At 67.8% G+C, this 20269-nt stretch carries 13 protein-coding genes and 1 pseudogene; 12 read left to right on the forward strand and 2 right to left on the reverse strand.

From position 1 onward, the window contains the following. Positions 1-58: 58 nt before the first annotated feature. The gene (locus ACFY2B_RS30955; protein WP_390766369.1) at positions 59-2206 is read left to right on the forward strand and encodes a primosomal protein N'; all 2148 of its coding nucleotides are present in this window, start codon (positions 59-61) and stop codon (positions 2204-2206) included. A gap of 319 nt (positions 2207-2525) precedes the next feature. Here ACFY2B_RS30955 and ACFY2B_RS30960 read toward each other — a convergent pair whose 3' ends face one another. Further along, positions 2526-3068 (reverse strand): hypothetical protein, encoded by a 543-nt coding sequence (locus ACFY2B_RS30960; protein ID WP_390766370.1) that lies wholly within the window; start codon positions 3066-3068, stop codon positions 2526-2528. Positions 3069-3528: 460 nt separating this feature from the next. On the opposite strand from ACFY2B_RS30960, the gene fmt reads away from it, so the two are divergent. From fmt to ACFY2B_RS30990, 6 genes and pseudogenes are all read left to right on the forward strand, one after another. Then, complete coding sequence (gene fmt, locus ACFY2B_RS30965) at positions 3529-4461, forward strand: methionyl-tRNA formyltransferase (RefSeq protein WP_390766371.1); 933 nt, start codon at positions 3529-3531, stop codon at positions 4459-4461. Between the two features lie 78 nt (positions 4462-4539). After that, positions 4540-5958 carry an RsmB/NOP family class I SAM-dependent RNA methyltransferase gene (locus tag ACFY2B_RS30970; RefSeq protein ID WP_390766372.1) on the forward strand — a complete coding sequence of 473 codons (1419 nt, stop codon included), beginning with the start codon at positions 4540-4542 and terminating at the stop codon, positions 5956-5958. A gap of 321 nt (positions 5959-6279) precedes the next feature. Continuing rightward, the gene (locus tag ACFY2B_RS30975; protein ID WP_390766373.1) at positions 6280-9240 is read left to right on the forward strand and encodes a TnsA-like heteromeric transposase endonuclease subunit; all 2961 of its coding nucleotides are present in this window, start codon (positions 6280-6282) and stop codon (positions 9238-9240) included. After that, positions 9237-10385, forward strand: coding sequence for a TniB family NTP-binding protein (locus ACFY2B_RS30980; protein WP_390766374.1), 1149 nt, complete (start codon positions 9237-9239; stop codon positions 10383-10385). The genes ACFY2B_RS30975 and ACFY2B_RS30980 overlap by 4 nt, the downstream gene beginning before the upstream one ends. Positions 10386-10387: 2 nt before the next feature. Then, positions 10388-10810: pseudogene (locus ACFY2B_RS30985) on the forward strand (TniQ family protein); the annotation flags it as partial. Between the two features lie 147 nt (positions 10811-10957). Next, positions 10958-12697, forward strand: a complete 1740-nt coding sequence (locus ACFY2B_RS30990) for a hypothetical protein (RefSeq protein ID WP_390766464.1) — start codon at positions 10958-10960, stop codon at positions 12695-12697. A 7-nt stretch (positions 12698-12704) separates the two neighbouring features. Here the strand turns inward: ACFY2B_RS30990 and ACFY2B_RS30995 are convergent, their stop codons facing one another. Next, the gene (locus tag ACFY2B_RS30995) at positions 12705-13448 is read right to left on the reverse strand and encodes a hypothetical protein (protein ID WP_390766375.1); all 744 of its coding nucleotides are present in this window, start codon (positions 13446-13448) and stop codon (positions 12705-12707) included. Between the two features lie 458 nt (positions 13449-13906). Between ACFY2B_RS30995 and ACFY2B_RS31000 the strand changes: the two genes are divergently transcribed. The 5 genes from ACFY2B_RS31000 (at position 13907) to ACFY2B_RS31020 (ending at position 20222) form a co-directional block, all read left to right on the forward strand. Further along, positions 13907-14170: a helix-turn-helix transcriptional regulator gene (locus tag ACFY2B_RS31000; protein ID WP_390766376.1), complete on the forward strand. Its 264-nt coding sequence runs from the start codon at positions 13907-13909 to the stop codon at positions 14168-14170. A gap of 160 nt (positions 14171-14330) precedes the next feature. Then, positions 14331-15218 (forward strand): DUF6083 domain-containing protein, encoded by an 888-nt coding sequence (locus ACFY2B_RS31005; RefSeq protein WP_390766377.1) that lies wholly within the window; start codon positions 14331-14333, stop codon positions 15216-15218. A 549-nt stretch (positions 15219-15767) separates the two neighbouring features. Beyond that, positions 15768-17237, forward strand: a complete 1470-nt coding sequence (locus ACFY2B_RS31010) for a UvrD-helicase domain-containing protein (RefSeq protein WP_390766460.1) — start codon at positions 15768-15770, stop codon at positions 17235-17237. A 358-nt stretch (positions 17238-17595) separates the two neighbouring features. After that, complete coding sequence (locus tag ACFY2B_RS31015) at positions 17596-18882, forward strand: N-6 DNA methylase (protein WP_390766378.1); 1287 nt, start codon at positions 17596-17598, stop codon at positions 18880-18882. Next, entirely contained in the window at positions 18873-20222 is a 1350-nt protein-coding gene (locus ACFY2B_RS31020) for a hypothetical protein (RefSeq protein ID WP_390766379.1), read from the forward strand. The genes ACFY2B_RS31015 and ACFY2B_RS31020 overlap by 10 nt, the downstream gene beginning before the upstream one ends. The last annotated feature ends 47 nt before the right edge of the window (positions 20223-20269 follow it).

Below are 20269 nucleotides of genomic sequence, written 5' to 3' on the forward strand. Positions count from 1 at the left end.
GATCAGGGTGAGGGCCGGGCGGCGGCGGTTGTCGGTGGCGTTTGGTAAGAATGCAAGCGTGAGCAGCGAGAACGAGGGTCGTGACGGTGGTGCCGAGGGTGCGCCGCCGGAGCAGCTCGCGCTCATTCGGGAGAGTGTGCGCGGTGCCAGGGTGCCGCGGGCCAAGCCGCGGACCTGGCGGGGGGCCGCGCTGGCGAAGGAGCTGCCCGTCGCCCGGGTGCTGGTCGACAAGGGCGTGCTCCATCTCGACCGGTACTTCGACTACGCCGTGCCCGAGGAGCTGGACGAGCAGGCTCAGCCGGGCGTGCGGGTGCGGGTGCGATTCGGGGCCGGGCGGCACCGGGTGCGGGAAGGACGCCGGGAGGGCGGTGGGCTCATCGGCGGGTTCCTCGTCGAGCGGCTGGCCGAGTCCGACTACTCCGGGCCGCTGGCCGCGCTGGCCCAGGTGGTGTCCCCGGAACCGGTGCTGAGCGAGGAGTTGCTGGGGCTCGCGCGAGCCGTCGCCGACCGGTACGCGGGGAGCCTCGCCGATGTGCTGCAACTGGCCGTGCCGCCGCGCAGCGCGCGCGCCGAGCGGCGCCCGTCGCCCGCGCCGTCGCCACCGCCGGCGCCTCCCGAGCCGGAGACCTGGGCGCGGTACGAACGCGGGGCGGCCTTCATCGAATCGCTGGCCTCGGGAGGCGTGCCGCGCGCGGTGTGGAACGCGCTGCCCGGCCCCCGGTGGGGCGAGGAGCTGGCCCGGGCCGTGGCCGCCGCGCTCGCCTCGGGGCGCGGTGCGCTCGTCGTCGTACCGGACGGCCGCGCCGCCGCCCGGGTCGACGCCGCGCTCACCGAGCTGCTCGGCCCGGGGCGGCATGCCCTGCTCACCGCCGACGCCGGGCCGGAGAAGCGCTACGGGCAGTGGCTGGCCGTGCGCCGGGGCGTCGTACGGGCCGTCGTCGGGACGCGGGCCGCCATGTTCGCACCCGTGCGGAATCTGGGACTCGTCGCCATCTGGGACGACGGGGACGACAACCACAGCGAGCAGCACGCCCCCCAGCCGCACGCCCGGGATGTGCTGCTGCTGCGTGCCACCCTGGACAGGTGCGCCTTCCTGCTGGGCAGCCGGAGCTGCACCGTGGAGGCCGCGCAGCTGGTGGAGACCGGCTGGGCGCGGCCCCTGGTCGCGAGCCGGGAGCAGGTGCGGCGGGCCGCACCGCTGGTGCGGACGGTGGGCGACGGCGACCTGGCACGGGACGAGGCCGCCCACGCCGCCAGGCTGCCGACGCTGGCCTGGCAGGTGGTCCGGGACGGGCTGCGGCACGGGCCGGTGCTCGTGCAGGTGCCCCGCCGGGGGTACGTGCCGCGCCTGGCCTGTGCGACCTGCCGGGCGCCGGCCCGCTGCCGGCTCTGTTCCGGGCCGTTGGAGGCGCAGGACGCGGGAGCGTTGCGCTGCGGCTGGTGCGGTCGTGAGGAGAGCGCGTGGCACTGCCCGGAGTGCGGGTCGCTGCGGCTGCGCGCGCAGGTCGTGGGGGCGCGGCGGACCGCCGAGGAACTGGGGCGGGCCTTCCCCGCGGTACCGGTGCGGACCTCGGGGCGTGAACAGGTGCTGGACACGGTGCCGGGGACGCCCGCGCTGGTCGTGAGCACCCCGGGGGCCGAGCCGGTCGCCGAGGGCGGTTACGCGGCGGCGCTGCTCCTCGACGGCTGGGCCATGCTGGGCCGCCCCGACCTGCGGGCCGGTGAGGACGCGCTGCGCCGATGGCTCGGGGCCGCCGCGCTGGTCCGTTCGCAGGGCGAGGGCGGGACGGTGGTGGTCGTCGCCGAGCCGACGCTGCGGCCCGTGCAGGCACTGGTGCGGTGGGACCCGGTCGGGCACGCGGTGCGTGAGCTGGCCGAGCGGGCGGAGCTGGGGTTCCCCCCGGTGTCCCGGATGGCGGCCGTGTCGGGGTCGGTACAGGCCGTCGCCGGTTTTCTCGCGGAGGTCGAACTTCCGCCGGATGCCGAGGTGTTGGGGCCGGTGCCACTGCCGGTCACGCCGCCCGGGAGGCCGCGGCGGGCCGGGGGGCCGCCGCCGGGCGAGCAGTGGGAGCGTGTGCTGGTGCGGGTGCCGCCGGGCAGCGGGGCCGCACTCGCGACCGCGTTGAAGGCGGCGCAGGCCGCACGGATGGTGCGGGGCGGCGAGGAGGGGGTGCGTGTCCGGATCGATCCGCCGGACATCGGGTGACATCGGGTGACGGGGCCTCGGCCGCTGCCCCGCCCCCCTGCCCGTGCTCCTGCCGCTGTTCCTCCTCCTTGTGCCCCTGCCTTTGCCTGTCCGGCGCTGTCCGGCTGGGCGCGCCGGGAACCGGGTGACCGGGCCTGCGGCTGCTGGTCCGCGGCGGGCGGAGCGGTGATCGGGCCGTCGGCGTGGCCCCACGCGTTCGTCAGGGGTCAACGCCCGAGGTTTCGTACGGTCGTTGACGGGGCCGAGGCGCGGGGGCGCGCCATGGCCCGGAGGGGCAGCCGCCCTCCCGGACGTGCCGGGAGGGCGGGGCGGGAGCGGGTCAGCCGTTGCGAGGGGCCGGGAAGGCCGTCGGACGGACTTCGTCCCGGAGCGTGGGGCTGCCCGCCGTCGGCTGGGTCGGCATCGAACGGGCCGCGGGGACCGTCGGAACCGTGGGAAGTGCGGTGTTCACGTTCATCGTGCGGGTGCCCGACGGTTCAGGCGTGCGCTCGGCCTCCGCGGCGGCCTGGGCCGCGGCGCGGCGGGCGCCGTAACGACGGTGCACCGCCTGCTTGGTGACGCCGAGGGCCGAGCCCACCGCGTCCCACGAGAAGCCGAGCGAGCGGTCGAAGTCCACGGCGGCCGTGACCAGGGTCTCGACACTGTCCCGGAGTTCCTGGGCGAGACGGACGGTCGGGGCGGGGGCGCGTCCGTAGACTACGAAGCCCGTGGAGGGGCCGGAGCGGCGCGGGCGGTAGACGTTGCCCAGCTGGGCGGTGAGCGTACGCAGTGCGTCCACCTGCCGGCGGACCCGCTCGATGTCCCGCACCAGCAAGTGCAGGCTGGCCCGGGCCTGGGCGTCGTGGGTTGCGTGGTCGGCCATGAACAAGCCTCTCGAACCGGCGTTGAAAGGAATCGGGCCGCGTCGGCGGCCCGTTGTGGTCAACTCTTTCTTGACCAACGCGTGTGCGCTCCGCTGGTCACGCGGTGGGGGCGTACGGGCATATGCGTACGCCCATCTCCTGCTCGCGCACCACCCGTGTCCGGTCGGGTGGCCCGGTCGCCGGCGGGTAGCGGCCGGCGGCTCGCGGATAGCGACTGGCAGGTGGCAGGTGGCAGGTGGCAGGTGGCAGGTGGCTGACGGGTGGCGGGTGGCGGAGCCGGACGAGCCTTCGGAGGGCGGGCGCACAGCGGAGGGGGACGAGGAGCGGGACGCATCGTGGGGTGACCGCCCTCCGCAACTCCTCCCTTCCCTCCCCCGAGTGGGCAGGCCCTCGTCGTACACGTCGTCATAGACTGGTGCGCTGCCCGTCCGACCCCGCCCGAGAGGCCCCCACCCGCCCATGAAGCTCGTCTTCGCCGGTACCCCCGAAGTCGCCGTTCCCGCCCTGGACGCCCTCATCGCCTCCGGGCGGCACGAGGTGGCCGCCGTCGTCACGCGGCCCGACGCGCCGGCCGGTCGCGGGCGCCGGCTGGTCGCGTCTCCCGTGGCCGAGCGGGCGGAGGAGGCCGGGATCGAGGTGCTGAAGCCGTTGAAGCCGCGGGACCCCGAGTTCCTCGAGCGGCTCGGGGAGATCGCACCCGACTGTTGTCCCGTCGTCGCCTACGGGGCGCTGCTGCCGCGCATGGCCCTGGACGTCCCTGCCCACGGCTGGGTCAACCTGCACTTCTCGCTGCTGCCCGCGTGGCGCGGCGCCGCGCCCGTGCAGCACGCCCTCATGGCGGGGGACGAGATCACGGGCGCCTCGACCTTCCTGATCGAGGAGGGGCTGGACTCGGGCCCCGTGTACGGGACGGTCACCGAGGAGGTCCGGCCCACCGACACCAGCGGCGACCTGCTCACCCGGCTCGCCCTCGCCGGTGCCGGGCTGCTCGTCGCGACCATGGACGGCATCGCGGACGGCACGCTGAAGGCCGTACCGCAGCCGGTGGACGGCGTCACCGTCGCGCCGAAGATCACCGTCGAGGACGCCCGTCTGGACTGGGCCGCCCCTGCGCTGCGGGTCGACCGGGTGGTGCGCGGCTGCACCCCGGCCCCGGGTGCCTGGACCACCTTCCGCGGGGAGCGGCTCAAGGTCATCCAGGTCACCCCCGCGCCCGAACGCACCGACCTCGCCCCGGGGCAGCCGTCGGTCGGGAAGAACAGCGTGCACGTGGGCACCGGCTCGCACGCCGTCGAACTGCTCTGGGTGCAGGCCCAGGGCAAGAAGCCGATGCGGGCGGCGGACTGGGCGCGCGGTGTGCGGGTCGCGGACGGTGAGACCCTGGGCGGCTGAGTCCCGCCCGGCGCCGGGGACGGCGGCATTCCGACGTAGGCTGGGAAGGCAGCCCTTCCAGCACCGGAGCACCTTTTCGTGAGCGAGCAGTCCCGTCGTCCCCGCAAGCCCGCCAAGCCCTACCGCCGCCCCCACCGGGATCCCGTGCGCATCCTCGCCTTCGACGCCCTGCGGGCCGTGGACGAGCGGGACGCGTACGCGAACCTCGTACTGCCGCCGCTGTTGCGCAAGGCGCGGGAGAAGGGCGACTTCGACGGCCGGGACGCCGCCCTCGCCACCGAGCTGGTCTACGGGACGCTTCGCCGCCAGGGCACCTACGACGCGATCATCGCCTCCTGTGTCGACCGGCCGCTGCGCGAGGTCGACCCGCCGGTGCTGGACGTGCTCAGCCTCGGTGTGCACCAGCTGCTCGGTACGCGGATCCCGACGCACGCCGCGGTGTCCGCCTCCGTCGAGCTGGCCCGGGCGGTGCTCGGCGACGGCCGGGCCAAGTTCGTCAACGCGGTGCTGCGGAAGGTGGCGCAGGACGATCTCGACGGCTGGCTGGCCAAGGTCGCGCCGTCCTACGACGAGGACCCCGAGGACCATCTCGCCGTCGTGCATGCGCACCCCCGCTGGGTCGTCTCCGCGCTGTGGGACTCGCTCGGCGGCGGCCGGGCCGGGATCGAGGACCTGCTGGCGGCGGACAACGAGCGCCCGGAGGTGACCCTCGTCGCCCGGCCGGGCCGGTCCGGCCCCGAGGAACTGCTCCGCGAGGACGCCGCCGTGCCGGGCCGCTGGTCGCCGTATGCGGTACGGCTCACCGAGGGCGGGGAACCGGGCGCCATCGACGCCGTGCGGGAGGGCCGGGCCGGCGTGCAGGACGAGGGCAGCCAGCTGGTCGCCCTCGCCCTCGCGAGCGCGCCGCTGGACGGGCCGGACGAGAAGTGGCTCGACGGGTGTGCGGGACCCGGCGGCAAGGCCGCGCTGCTCGGGGCGCTGGCCGCCGAGCGCGGAGCCGTCCTGCTGGCCGCCGAGAAGCAGCCGCACCGCGCCGGTCTGGTGGCCAGGGCACTGGACGGCAACCCGGGGCCCTGGCAGGTCGTCACCGCGGACGGGACCCGGCCGCCGTGGCGGCCAGGCACCTTCGACCGGGTGCTGGTGGACGTGCCGTGCACCGGGCTCGGCGCGCTGCGCAGACGGCCCGAGGCCCGCTGGCGGCGACGGCCGGAGGACCTGGAGAACTTCGCACCGCTGCAACGCGCCCTGCTGCGCACCGCGCTCGATTCGGTACGGGTGGGCGGCGTCGTCGGCTACGCGACCTGCTCGCCGCACCTCGCCGAGACCCGGGCGGTCGTCGACGACGTACTCAAACAGCGCCCGCACGCCGAACTCGTCGACGCCCGTCCGCTGCTGTCCCAGGTTCCCGCGCTCGGCGACGGCCCCGACATCCAGCTGTGGCCGCATCTGCACGGCACCGACGCCATGTACCTGGCGCTGATCCGCCGGACCGGCTGACCGGGCCGCCGGTTGTAGGTTCTCAAAGTGAGTGACCAATTCTCATTCCAGTTGGCCACTGTCTGGCCAACTGGCCAACGAGATGAGACGGACAGTCGTTCGAGGCATCGCTCATGAGTATGAACCCTGCGGCCCCCTCTGTGTGTCTACGTGCTCCCGTGTAACCGTCAGAGGGACGGCCTGACGGCACCATGCTATGAGGCCAGCACATGAGTTGCTGGGGGACGTGTGAGCATTGCGGTCGACTCTGTCTCGTTGACGGTACGTCGGAGTGACGGTGAGCTTGCGGCGGCGCCATGGCCGTATACGGACATTGAAAGAATGGAATCGTTGGTTCCGTGGCGCACGTTCCGCTGGTATTACGGCCAGAAGCATTACTCGGGTTTCTACTGGTCCTCGACCATGCGTGCTCACGTGATTTATGAATCACGGCTGGAGCTGACACGACTGATCTATGCAGATTTTTCGCCAGACGTTAGGTCGATTTACGCTCAACCATTTTTGATTGCGGCTGAGATCGATAAGGTCCAGCGACGGCACGTGCCTGATTTCTTGCTGCTGCGCGATGACTCGGTGCCTATGGTGGTTGATGTCAAGCCGCGTGAGCTACTGACCCGACCGAAAGTTTCCTTTTCGCTTGGGTGGGCTCGGGAGGTGGTCGAGTCCTGGGGTTGGGAGTATCAAGTATGGTGTGAACCGCCGCATGATGAGCGGGCGAATCTGCGATTTTTGGCCGGATATAGGCATGCCTGGCTGTTCCGTGCGGAACTGCTGCAAGAAATACGCGCTGCAGATCTTGATGGAGCAACCCTGGGTGACGCATTTCGATCATTCCCAAATTGGCCTAAAGAGCTTGTGCGTGCGAGTATCTTTCACCTCCTTTGGTCGCAAGATCTCTCCACCGACCTCGATGGGATCCTGTCCGAACGGAATGTACTGGGCAAGGAAGCAGCAACTGTTGTAGGCGCAGGGGTGAGTGTGATGCCTGACCCAATCGACGAGCATGAAAAGGATGACCGGGAAGCTGCCGTGTCCAACCACATCGATGGCTCGGGTGGCAAACGGAGAAGTGGACAGGGCGCAGCACGTGTAGGAGTGGGGACACGGTTTCACTACGACGGTGAAGTCGTCACGGTGGTGGAGATGTTTGGCTCTTCCCGTGGCAACGAGATCCTGGTCAAGGACGGACGCGGTCGCAGGTTCCGGCTCTCCCTAAGGGAGGTGCTGTCCTCGGGCCGTGCCCGTGTCATTGCGGAAAACCCAGGGCCCTCCTCAGAGGATCCGGGCGAAACAGCCTCGGTAACTCTTGCCCTGCTCGAGGATTCCGAGCTGGGGACGATTCGCGAGCGGGCCGCGCACCTCAACGAGGTGCTCTACGGCTACCGTTCCGGAACGCCGGAGTTGGCGGGCCCGGGGGAACCACGGCCCGAGTACACGCCGGGCACGCCCAAGATGGATCGTTACAGGGCCAAGGCGGAGGAACTCGGCGTTGGCGTGCGGACGCTCAGACGCTGGATTGCCGCGTTCGAGGCGGAACGTGAAGCGGCATTGGCGCGTGACTTGCCTGAGCGGTCCGCAGACTCGGCAGGAGTGGGGCGAGCTGACCCCCGGTTGGTGGAAATGGCCTTGGAGATCATGGCGGAGCACGAAGATGACGCGACGCCAACCCGATCGAAGGTGATCCGAAGCATCGGCCCCCGCCTCGAAGCCCGCTACGGGAAGGGTGAGGTACCGCTTCCTCGCAGAGCAACGGCGTATCGATGGATTTCGGAGCTCGAGAAACGTCGGCCGACTTTCCGCCTCAGTGCACAGAGGAACCGTGACGTTGCTTCCCGACCAGCCGGCGTATACGGAAAGCTGCGGCCGACGCGACCGGGCGAGTTCCTGTTGCTGGACACGAATCGGCTGGATGTCTTCGCGCTTGACCCGTTAACACTGAAGTGGGTGCAGCCGGAGTTGACCGCAGCCATGGACTGGTACGACCGCTGTGTCACTGGGCTGCGGCTGACTCCTGCGTCTACCAAGTCCGTTGACGTAGCCGCGACACTCTTTGAAACCTACCGCCCCCGTCCGGCGTGCAAGGATTGGCCGCGTGACGCGGTTTGGCCCGACCACGGCATTCCCCGGACAGTCCTGCTGGATCGGGATGCCATCGAGGGCCCCATGGCGGATGCCGCAGCCCGTGTCACAGGGCAGGGTTCTCAGGGGCCAGGCCTGGTCCCTGAGACGATCGTCGTGGACCACGGCAAGCCCTACGTGTCTGAACACATCACCAGTGTCTGCCAGCGGCTGGGCATCTCCATCCAGCCGGCCCGTCTGCGTACAGGACGGGACAAGGGACCTCTTGAGCGATTCTTCCGAACACTTCGTGAGGGGCTGCTTGAGAACCTTCCCGGATACAAGGGACCAGACATCCACGGGCGGGGGGTGAATCCGGAAGGCGAGGCCTTCTTCTTCCTCAACGAACTGGAGGCGATTATCCGGGAATGGGTGGCCTTGGTCTACCACCACAGTCCCCACGAAGGCCTCGTTGATCCTCGGATCCCAGGACTGGAGTTTTCTCCGGCCTCAATGTTCGATCACGGGATCGCTCGTGCTGGCTACATCGAGGTCCCGCGCGATCCCGACCTCGGATTCGAGTTTCTCAAGACGGACTGGAGGTCAATCCAGCACTACGGCGTCGAAATCCGCGGCTGTCGCTACAACGGGACGGGACTGAACGGCCTCCGCAACCAGACGAGCCCTTATACCTCCCCTCGTGCCAAAGGACGCTGGCCTATTCACGTCGACCCTGACGACATCACCCGCGTCTACTTCCGCCGCCCTGATACCCGTAAGTGGCACACGCTGGACTGGGAGCACGCTCCGGCCATGAAGTTTCCGGTAAGTGAGGACGCCTTGGAGCTCGCCCGGAAGATGGCGCGGCACAAATATCGCTATCCGGACGACGAGAACGCGCTGACGCAGCTGCTGGAGCGCTGGAATCTCGGGCTGGGCCTGACCAGGTCTGAGCGACGCGTGGCATTGCGTATGGCACGTGAGCAGTCGGCTATCGACTTGCCCACTACTGACAGCGAGGTCGCCATGCTGCCCTCCGTGGCCAAGGTAATGGCCGCGAACGTGGAAACGGTGCAGGACGAAGAGGAGCCAGAGCCCGAACCGTACGAAGGCGCCCACCCTGGCGATGACGACGAGGATGACGAGCTGGATGTTCTTGTCTGCCCGTCGGACGGCCCTGATGGCGAGGACGACTACTACGCGGATGCTCTGGAGGACGCATGACCGATAGAACACTGATTGATGCGCGCCTGCCGCTGGATAATTTGACGCTGTCCCGGAAGGAAGGATTTCGCCAACTGGCTGAGGCGCCGAAACGTATCCAGCCCGACCTGATGACCGTTGGGCAGCTTGCTCTGCTCGACGAGCCGGCACGCGCCGCTTACAACCGACTTCGGCGAGATTGGCACGCCAATCTCGGGCCGATCAAGACCCCGCAGCTCGTTGCATTGCAGGACGATTTGTGGGACATCATCGACAGTAACGTACAGGATGGTGACAAGCCCAAGGGGGCAGTCGCGGTCGACGCGTTCCCAGGTCTTGGGAAGACCACCGCTGTCTTGCATTTTGCTCAGAAGTTCCATCGTCGGGAAATCGCGGAAGTGGGGCGGTTGACCCAGGATGGCAATGAGCGGTGGCCAGTGTGTCGGGTAGGTCTGACCAGCAACATCGGCATGAAGGACTTCAATCGTTCCATCCTGGAGTTCTTTGCCCACCCGGCTCGCTTCCGGGGCACCTCCGCTCAGTTCCTGCAGCGGGCCCTTGACTGTGTCCTGGACTGCGAGACGCGAATCTTGATCATTGACGACCTTCATTTCCTGAAGTGGTCGGATCGGAACGGTCGAGAGATCAGTAATCACTTCAAATACATCGCCAACGAGTTTCCCGTAACCTTGATTTTCGTGGGTGTTGAACTGGAGGCGCGGGGTCTGTACTCGGAGATGGATATGGGCGGGGACGTGACCCTAGCTCAGACCGCTCGTCGTACCACGCCCCTGACGATGGCGCCGTTCTCGGTGAACGACGATCAATCTCGGCGGCAATGGCGGGGCCTGTTGCTCTGGCTGGAGAAACGCCTGATTCTAGCGAACAAGTTTCCGGGCATGCTGGCCGATGAGCTGGCGGACTATATCTATGCCCGCACGACCGGGCACATCGGCTCGCTCATGACGCTGATCAACCGCGGATGCCAGCGGGCAATCCGGACCGGGGCGGAGCGGCTGGACGCCGACCTGCTCAACAGCGTCAAGATTGATGCCGCGTCAGAGCAGGCACGAAAGCAGCTTGAGGCAGGACTACGAGCCCGCAGCTGGACCTCAAAGGTCAACATGGCACCGTCCGCCACTGCCAAGAAGCAGGCAAGCCGTTGAATTTGGCGCGTACGCTGCCGCTCCGGGTTCAGCCCGTGGATGGTGAGGCACTCGACAGTTGGCTCGAGGCGATCGCCCGCCGCAGCAGAGCACCCCTGACGCACGTTACCGAGGCCCTGGGCCTAAGCGGACCGGCAAGTCGGCCCTCCCCAGTGAGGCCGCCGTGGACCATTGCATTGGCCGATGGGGAGGCGGAGCACCTCGTGATGGTCTCCGAAATCGACCGGGACATGCTGTTGGGCATGACACTGGCTCGATGGCACGGGAGGGCACTCTTCATCGACTGGGATCGCCGCCGCGTCGACAAGAGACGGCTCTGGGGCCGCGCATGCGGTTCCCGCTACTGCCCGGAGTGCCTGAGGGAATCTGGTGGACGCTGGCAGTTGTCGTGGCGCCTGGGCTTCACTTTCGCCTGCACGCGCCATCATCTGCTGCTCGTGGATGCCTGCCCCTCCTGCGGAGAGATTCCGCGCAGCCGAAACATCTACTCCGGGAGTGCGCCCGTACCAGGAGTCTGTCCGAGTAAATCCAGGAACGCCCCATCAGTGCGATGCGGATACAACCTATTTGAGGTGGCTACCTCTCAACTGGAGGCTGATGGGCCGATTCTTCTGGCGCAGCAGCAGCTCACGGGACTCGTCGAGGGAGAAGCACCAAATACGACGGAGTTCGCAGGCGTCTACGGCAGCAAACCTGTCCCAATCGCGCGTGTGTTGGCAGATTTGAGGACGCTTGCCTTCCGTGTGCTGGCGTTTGCGCAGGATGATGATCTGGCTCGTTGGGGCGCCAGCGACCTTGTGCGCCGCTGCAATTCCTATCGTGAAGCCCCGCTGACTACCTACCGCGGCCGCCGGGAAGCGCACACTCGCGGATCGTGGGTTGCGCCCACTGATGCCGCGGCAACCGGCCTGGCGCTGACGGCAGCGCTCGACAGTCTGAATGGTGCTGAGCCAGGCACTGTCATCGATCGGATCACATGGCTCACTAATCGACTGCAGGAGCGGGGGGAGAACGCTGCGCACTCTGACATTGATAAATGGAGTGCGGAAATCTCCCCGGATCTTGTCACCATTGTTCTGGGCGCCGTGCACCGTAGTCAGGGGCGCAGGGCGGTACGACTGCACTACCGGACGACGACAGGCCGGCCGCAGCGACCAGTGAAGGGACTCGCCGTGCCGCGCGCACGTGCACAGAAGATGCCCGCCAGCCTGTGGGACAACTGGACGTTGCAGATGATGCCCCTCAATGCTGGCGGAAACCTCCGTTGGGCGACCGTTCAGCAAGCCCTCGCGGTCAGTGTTCTCCAGGTCGGGGCGTGGATTAACCTGCCGCAGGCGCAGCAGTTACTCGGTACCGATCTCAGCCGCAAGACTCTGTCCCGCACGCTGGAAACCCTTCATGCCCACGAGGCCAGCGTGGAAATCCTGCGGGCCGTGACCATGCTGGCTGACGTCCTTGATCAATCGGACTCCCCGATCGACTACACACGTCGACGCGAAGTCTTCGGACGGCGGAGGGAGTTCATCGATCCTGAAGAATGGGCTGAGATCCGGAGACAGGCCGGACCCGTGCACGATACGCGGGCCTATGTTCAGCAGGCGAATCGTTGGATTTATCAACGCCTCACCGGAAATCCCGTCAGTCAGTTTCCTGCGCCACCCCGCCCCGATCCACTTGACACAGCAAAGAAATACCCACAATTCATATTCGAACTGGATCCAGTCGAGATCGAGGGGCTGGCCAGGATTGGCCGACGACTGTTGTCCGCCGAGGGGATTGTAGAGCCTTTGACCTGGGAGCCGGACATTCCGCATGCTGTGGTGGTTGACGTCAGGCTACCCGGCGTCGTCCGTGAAAGCATCCATCATTCTAAGGTTCACGATGCGATACTTGAAGGAGCCTTGAGTGCATCGGCAGTAGCCAGAAAGCTCAAGACGAGTCCAGCCCATGTGCGTTGCATCCTGGACAGGCAACCGCTCAACAGGAGAAGCCCATTCTCGCAGCGCAATGAGAAATGGCGTCAATTGTATCTCGACGGGCTCTCCGCGGCTCAAATAAGTCAGGTGGCGGGCGGAAGTAGTACGAGTATCCTCAAGGAACTAAGGCGTATGGGGGTTGAGATCCGTTCGAGGGCTCCGGAGCGTGTGTATGGGCACCTGATTCAGGAGGTAATCCATCGGTACAGCCACCTCGGCGAGTCCCTTCAAGATATCGCCGATACGACGGGAATGTGTCGTGCCACAGTCCGCAACATCCTGATGCGTGAAGGCGTGCCACGTCGGCCGTGTGGCCGACGCCCTGAGGCGACTTGATCCATATTCACGAAATCTCGCCACCAGAGCGGTGATGGCAGCCGTTTGGTCCGATGCTCCACCTCAACTCTCCAGCTTCCTGCACCGCCTGCCAGGTGGTGAGAACTCCGGCCGTTACCAGCTGATTCAGCAGAGGTCGAAGCGAGGCGATGGGAGACCCGCACTCCCGCGCCATCTGGTCCATCTCCGTTGTTCCCTGTCCGGTTCCTCGGTCGGTCCAGGCGATGGTGAAAAGGGCGGCGAGCTGAAGCGGCGGGGTGGATCCGGTGCGAGCAGGGCAGAGGCCGCGCATTGCCCAGTCAGCGGCACGGAGCCGGTCGGGGCGTGCGGGGTGCTGTGTGAGTAGTCCTGCGTCGAGGATCTGAACCACGACCGCGCGCTCATCGGACGGCAGTGTGCGGAGAAGCCCCGCGTCGTGCAGTTCGCACCATGCGTCCGCAGCCGTTTCGAGGCGCAGGCTGCGCAGCACCCCGAAGCTGAGCTTGGCTTGAGCCGAGATATTCATGCGCAGGGCGCACTGGAGGGCGAGCATTCGTGCACCGGCACTTGTCTCCGCAGGCAGCGCAGCGGCGAAGTAGTTGAGCATCTCGCGGACCCGGGTCTGGCTGTCGGGTCCCTTCGGGTGCCGCCTGCGCCGGGCGTTCAGGCGCTCAGGGGGCGTCGCGGCGGTGCCCAGGACGGTATCGGGAACGACGGCGGACTGGGAAGTGGCCGCCGCGCAGGCCGTGCAAGCGTCGGTCAGGCGCCACAAGCGTCCGCCCTGCTCCCGGACCAGGAGGAGCCGGATCGGGCCGTGGCAACCGCGGTGGCGGGGATGCCAGCCGCAACCCCGCTCGTAACATTGGCAGGTCCGCAGATGGGTAGGGAGCGGGTCTCGGCGAGCGTGCAGGGCCAGATGGGCCACGAGCTCTGTTCGAGCCGCGGAGCCGGCGAGTCGTCTCCCGCTGTGCGTGCACTGGTGGCACACGAGGACCGGTCCGCCGGGCTCCGGGCGCAGTTCAACCGTCCAGGTCCGCCGGACTCCGGAGCGTGCAAGACAGAGCCTCATGGCGGGCGTCTACCTCCCGTTATTCGCTGTGCCGCCCTCTGCCGGGCTGGAGTCGCGCACACCGTAGTGCAGAGCTCTGCCCTTCGGTGCGGGTCGCCTGAGACGAAATAGGGCAGAGGTCTGCACTGACAGGGCAGGTGTCTGCACCGTCGGATGGTCGGGTGACGATCTTCCCGCCCGACCCCGACTTCGAGGCCTTGCGCCTGGAACTCGCGCGGCTGCGGGCGGAGCACGGGTGGACCTATGACGAGCTGGCGGACCGCAGCGGCCTGGCCAGACGGACACTGATCGAGATCGAGCAAGGGCGCACAATCGGCACCCTCAAGACGTGGCACGCCCTCGCTCACGCGCTGAGCACCCCGCTCGACCGGCTCTTCGGCACCCTGTGCAGCGACCACGAGCCTCCCGGGCGGAACGAAGCCTGAGAGCCCACCCAGGCCCTACGGGACGATCACTCAAACCGGCGACGGCATACGAAGGCATGAGCGGCCGATCGAATGTGCGTCGTAGCGATTGCGGCCATTCGTGGGACCAAGCCCGCCCGGCCACGGGCCGTGCGGCGTGTCGTCTGGCACCTTCGCGCGCATGCGCTCCTCACCGCCACCCCGTCGCCACTGGGACGGCAGCCCTCCCAGCAGCCATCGCCCGCGACCCCTGCGAGTCGCTCCCGACAGCCCGACCCGACTCCTCCGCTGCGCCCAGCGAAACCGCTGCCGTGAATGCGGCAACCCCGTCGAGTGGTACCACCGAGTTCGTGACCGTCCCGTCCGCCTGCATCCAAACGAGCTGCCAGCGGCCGACGTGCCCGCCGACTACCACTGGCAGGTCAGCTCTGGCTTGGCGTATCCCGCCGGGGATGGCAGCGCATGGTGCCGGCTGGCCCACGCCGTCGTCTGCCCCGCTCGTGAGGCCGACACCACCAACATCCCCGAGCTGACCAGGCTGCGTCGGGTGCTGGCTGTGAACACGCGCTGCCTGACCGACGCTGGTGTGTTCACGTCGACCGCACCGACAGACCGTTCGACGCAACAGTCGTACGATGCGTGCCGGCCCGCCAGACCCGTCGTCCAACTCCTGTACGTCCGCTACCTCGCCGCACGACCCGTGGACGAGATCCAGTGCGTGGCCCAGACACGGCACCGTGACCGGTGCGCCCACACGGTGCTCGCATCGAACGGCCTGGCGGGGGTCTGGAAGCTAGTTCCCGCAACGGCCGCCCGTGGCCAGCTGGCTCTGCCCGCGCATGTGATGGCGTTGTACGACCTGTCCTCTCTCCCGTACGCCGAGCAGTTGCGCTGGCGCACGCAGCGCTGCCCTCAGCACGCGGCCGCCCCGACCGCAGCGGACCTGGCCCTGGCCGATTGGGAACCCTTCGATCCGCTCATCCACCATGCGCACGTGCACCCTCGTCTTCCCACTCACGTTCGTCGGCCACGCGATGGCGGCGATCTGCGGAAGGCGTCACAGCGGTGAGAAGGCAACATGCTGTAGAGATCATCCTGGTCAGGCCGGCCACGAGGGCAGAGCTTCACCGAGCCTGCCGAGCCGTTCCCCTCGCGGCCAACGCCGATCGCACCTGCCTCATGACCGTGCGGCGGGCCAAGTCACCTAGACATGCGCTGCGGTCACTTCGCCGGGAACTCGATCGGCTGCTTCCCATCGACGTCCTGACGACCCACTACCCAGCGTCGGACCACGTCCTGCCTCAACTTTGCCCTCACTCCGGCCGTGCGCTCGGCAATCGGCCAGGCCGCAGCAGCTCAGGGGCAGGAGCCCCACGACTTCCTGGCCCGGACTGTCGTAGCCGCCGTTGGACGGGACGAACAGTTCCGGGCTCGGCATTTGACCGAGCAACTCCAAGGTCTCCTTGCCGACAACGCGCCTGAAGAGGTACTTGCCTGCGCAGCCCGTCTCTTGCTCAACCACCGGCGCTCCGCTTCACCTGCTTCGCACAACGCGGATCGTCACGGTCCAAATCGAGGCGACGAGACCCCCTGACCCCTCTCTACCTCGGAGCCTTTGTTGCACACACCCACAGACGAACAGGCCCACGCCATCGACACCTTCCGTGACGGCCACCATTTGGTGTTGCAGGCCGGCGCAGGGACTGGCAAGACGAGCACACTGGGCATGCTTGCCGCGAGTACTGCACGCCGTGGCCGCTACCTCGCGTTCAACAAGGACATCGCCAACGACGCCGCCAGCCGATTCCCACGCTCCGTCCTGTGCAAGACCGCGCATGCCACGGCCTACGCGGCAATCGGCCACCGCTTCGCTCGCCGTCTCAACAGTCCTCGGCGGCCTGCCTGGCGTATCGGGCAGGCTCTCGGCATCACATCCCCCGTCCGTATCGGTGATCACGAGATCAGTCCCAGGGTCCAGTCCCAGACCGTGTTGAGCACGGTCGCCCGTTTCTGCCAGTCCGCCGACAGGTTCCCGGCACCGCACCATGTACCGATGCTGCGGAGGCTCGGAACACCGGGCGAACGAGTTCAACTTGCTGAGACTGTCATGCCGTTCGTCGAGAAGGCATGGAAAGACCTGCAGAATCCCGAGGACGGCGCGGTCCGTTTCGATCACGACCACTACCTGAAGCTGTGGGCCCTGACCGAACCGAAGATTGAGGCCGACTTCCTTCTCCTCGACGAGGCCCAGGACACCAACCCCGTCCTTGAACGGGTGTTCGCCGCTCAACGCGGCCATGCTCAGCTGGTGATGGTCGGTGACTCCGCCCAGGCCATCTACGGGTGGCGCGGTGCCCGGGACGTGATGACGGGTTTCGACGCCACCCACCTCACTCTGACGCGTTCCTTCCGATTCGGCCCCCTCCTCGCCGAACAGGCCAACCAGTGGCTTGCGCTGACCGACGCGCCGATCCGGCTGACTGGTACCGACACGATCCCTACGAAAGTCGGTCTGATCACTTCTCCGGATGCGGTGCTGTGCCGGACCAACATCGGCGCCATGACTGAAGTCATGCGGCAGCTGAGTGCCGGACGTCGGGTGGCTCTGACCCGAGGCGGGCAGACGCTGAGCACACTGGCGCTCGCAGCCCGCGACCTTAAGGAGGGCCGACGTACGGGCCACCCTGAACTCGTGCTTTTCGCTTCCTGGGGTGAGCTGCAGGACTATGCGGAGCAGGATCCCGCAGGACGAGACCTCCAGCCGTTCGTAGAGCTTGTCGACACTCACGGACCCGAAGCCATCATTTCCGCCGTCGACGCACTGATCGACGAAACCAAGGCCGAGGTCACCGTTTCCACCGCCCACAAGGCAAAAGGCAGGGAGTGGCCCAAGGTCAGAATCGCCGACGACTTCCCCCCACCGCCGGACAGCGACCAGCAGGACGACAGCGGTCGCCCGATTCCGGAACTCGTGAGCGATACGGACGCCCGGCTCGCCTATGTGGCCGTCACTCGCGCCCGGCGCCACTTGGACCTCGGCGGACTCGAATGGATCGAGACTTATCCGACTGCTGCCAATGGCGTGTGACCAGGCCGATCACCTCGAGGCACGCGCGACCGACGATTTGATAATCGCTCTGCGGGATCATGCCGCGTAGCCGGCCTCGGCAGGGCCGCTCGGCCTGCGTTGTGGAGGTCGTCGGCGGCGCAGACCATGCCGTGCCGTCGCGACGAGTTCCAGGGGCTCACCGATGTCTGGTCTGAGTGTCTCGGTGCCGGTCGTGTGCAGCCGCGGACTGGAAGTATTGATGCGCTCCCCCCGGCTACGGCGAGGCGGGGCCGCCTCTGGAGCCATTGGGAATGTGAGCGCGTGATGACTCTTGACTGCACTTCTCGTCCTGGCTACTCTTCGAGACTCAATGGGCGCGTGAGCGCGTGATGGAGAGATGATCTTGGACGCGAGAACCTACCTCAGCAGCCTCGGGATCGACGTAACCGACGCCGCGCAGCCGGTCATCGGACGGCTGGCGCTCGCTGGGGAGTTCATGCTTGGCGGCGAGCGCGGTGTGCTGCTTCGCCCCAAGCGCGGTGATGTGTCCGACCGCTACCTCGAGCTCCTCGCGGGCGAGGGCTACGCATTCGTGATCGTCGACGGCGGCAGCTACCCATCGTTCTACGCGCGCGAGCAGGGGGGGCTCGTCCCCGTGCGGGCACTGCCCGTCGCCGACCGCAGCCACTTTCCGTCGGCAGGAGTCCTCGGCGCCTGGGGGCAGTTGATTCACGCGGCCGCCGGTCACGGTGATGCGACGAAGCTGGGCGTCGCCCAGATGGTCGCTCGCCTGGATGGCGATGAGGTGTTCGAGCCGGACCTCGTCCGCCCCACGGGCGGCGTGCCCGTCTCGCGTCTCGGTGGTGACGAGTCGGTCGCAGTAGAACCGCTCCGCACGGCGGCTGCGCTCCTGGCCGGCTTTCGACTCCGCCCGAACGCGCCCGATGAGTTGGTCCGTCTCGTCGTCGCGCTGTCCTCACTGCTTCCCGACAAGGGTCAGTTCTCCGGGCTGACCGAGAGCGTGGCGCCCCTGGTGCGCGGACATCAGCTCGGCGCTCGTCGTCTCCTGGTCTCAGGCGGAGCGGGGGCGGAGATCGCCGCACTGCTCGGCGCGGAGGGCGCGATCTTTCTTCCGGCCGAGCTTCGCCTGCTCGAGCCGCTGCTGGAGCGCCTGCTTCCGAGCGTCGAGCGTGTGTTCGCTGACTTCCTGCAGTCGAACCTCGATGGGTCCTACGACAGCGTGATCGTCGTCCCGCCGTTCGGCCTCCAACTGAGCGGAGCCCAGCTGGCCAGGTTTGAGCTGTCGAAGCGCGGGGGCAAGGTGCGCAGCCGCGTGCCTGCAGAGCTGCTGTTCACCGAGCACGCGCTCGCGGCGATGGCCGATGGCGCTCTCCTCGTCACCGTCTTGCCCGAAGGCCTGCTCTCGAGCGCCGGGCATGCGGACTTCCGCGAGTGGCTGCTCAAACACGCACGTCTGCTGGCGGTCGTCAGTCTGCCTGCCGGAACCTGCTTCCGTGGCACGGGGGTGAAGTGCTCCGTCGTGATACTCCGCAAGCCGGCGCCGGTCGACGACTACCCGATCCTCATGGTCGACGTGGAGGCGCACGACCTCCGCGGCGACATCGGCGCGGCGCGGTCGAAGCTCGACGACTTCCTCGAACGGGAGGTAGCCGCATGCGCGTAGCCACGCTCTCCCGCGCCGACCTCGGCAAGCGGCACGTTCGCCTCGACCCGGCCTTCTACCTCGGGCGCGAGTTGGTGCGGTCGACGATGAGCTCGGAGGGCAGTCGACACGTTAGCCTCGAGGATATCGTCGAGGCCATCCACGACGGGGCTCGCCTGCCTTCGGCTGCATCGGGGATCCCGATGCTCCGCTTGAACAACGTGCGGCCCTGCGAGCTGGACTTGAGCGGCATGGCCCACGTCGACGGCACCGCCGCCAAGTGGATCAACGTCCAGGAGAACGACGTCCTGTTCACGCGGGCAGCCCAGCCGTTTCGTGCGGCCGCGGTCCAGTCCTGGATGCCTGCAGAGCTCGCCGTGTCGTCGGAGCTAACCATCATCCGGCCCCGGCCGGCGGTCTTGCCCGAGTACCTGGCCGCCGTGTTCTGCACGCCGACGCTGAACCGGATCCTGCGTGACCTCGCGTACCGCGGTGGCTCGTCGGCGCTGCCGCGCCTTCGCCTCTCGGACATCGCGCGCCTCCCGATCCCGCTGCCCCCGCGCAGCCTGCAGGAGTCGCTCGGGCTGCAGTACCAGCAGGCCGTCGACCTGACCGCGAGCGCCCGCGCCGAGTTCAACGCGGTGGTGACGGCGATCCACACCGAGATAGACCACCGTGTCTCCGGGGTCAAGCCCCCCAGCAGCGTCATCGAGGTTCTCCGATCGCAGCTGGCAGACCGGTGGGACGTCCCGTTCAACCGCGGGCGCGTGTTCCGCCATTCTTCGGCAGCATCGTCGGCCATGCGACCGTTGCTCCAGCTTGCGAAGCCCGCCGGCACGAGCCTTCGTGGTCTCGCCGATGACGAGGAGGTCTTCGCCGTTCAGGCCGACGACGTGAACGAGAGCACCTTCCTTGTCGAGGGCGGCGAGGTTCGGCCCCTGTCCGACCTGTCCTCGCGTATGCGGCAGCGGCTCGAGGTGGGCGATGTCCTGCTGTGCACGACAGGCTCGGGCGACCAGGTCGCTTACCTCGACGGGGAGCTCGGACCCGAGGAGCAGCCGCTCCTCGGGAGCGCCACCTTCACCGCCCTTCGCTTCCACGAGACGCCCCGCGTCTTCGCCGTCGCGCTCGCCCATCCCCTCGTCCGCACGCAGCTCCGGCTGCTCTCCTCCGGGTCCGTGCAGCGATTTGTCAACAAGCGCGACCTCGACGAGTTGCTCGTCCCGGTGCTGGGTCAAGTCTGGCGAGAGGACTTCGAGACCCGGCTCACCCGAGCGATGCAGCGTCGCCGCGAGGCACTGCTGGCGCGGACCGCGCTCATCGAAGCTGCCGACGACTACCTCCGGAAGGCGACGCTGTGAACGCCGTGACGACGAGCATGAGCTCTCCTGGGAGCTGGAGTCGCCTT

This window comes from Streptomyces sp. NPDC001270, from assembly GCF_042896695.1.
Taxonomy (GTDB): Bacteria; Actinomycetota; Actinomycetes; order Streptomycetales; family Streptomycetaceae; genus Streptomyces.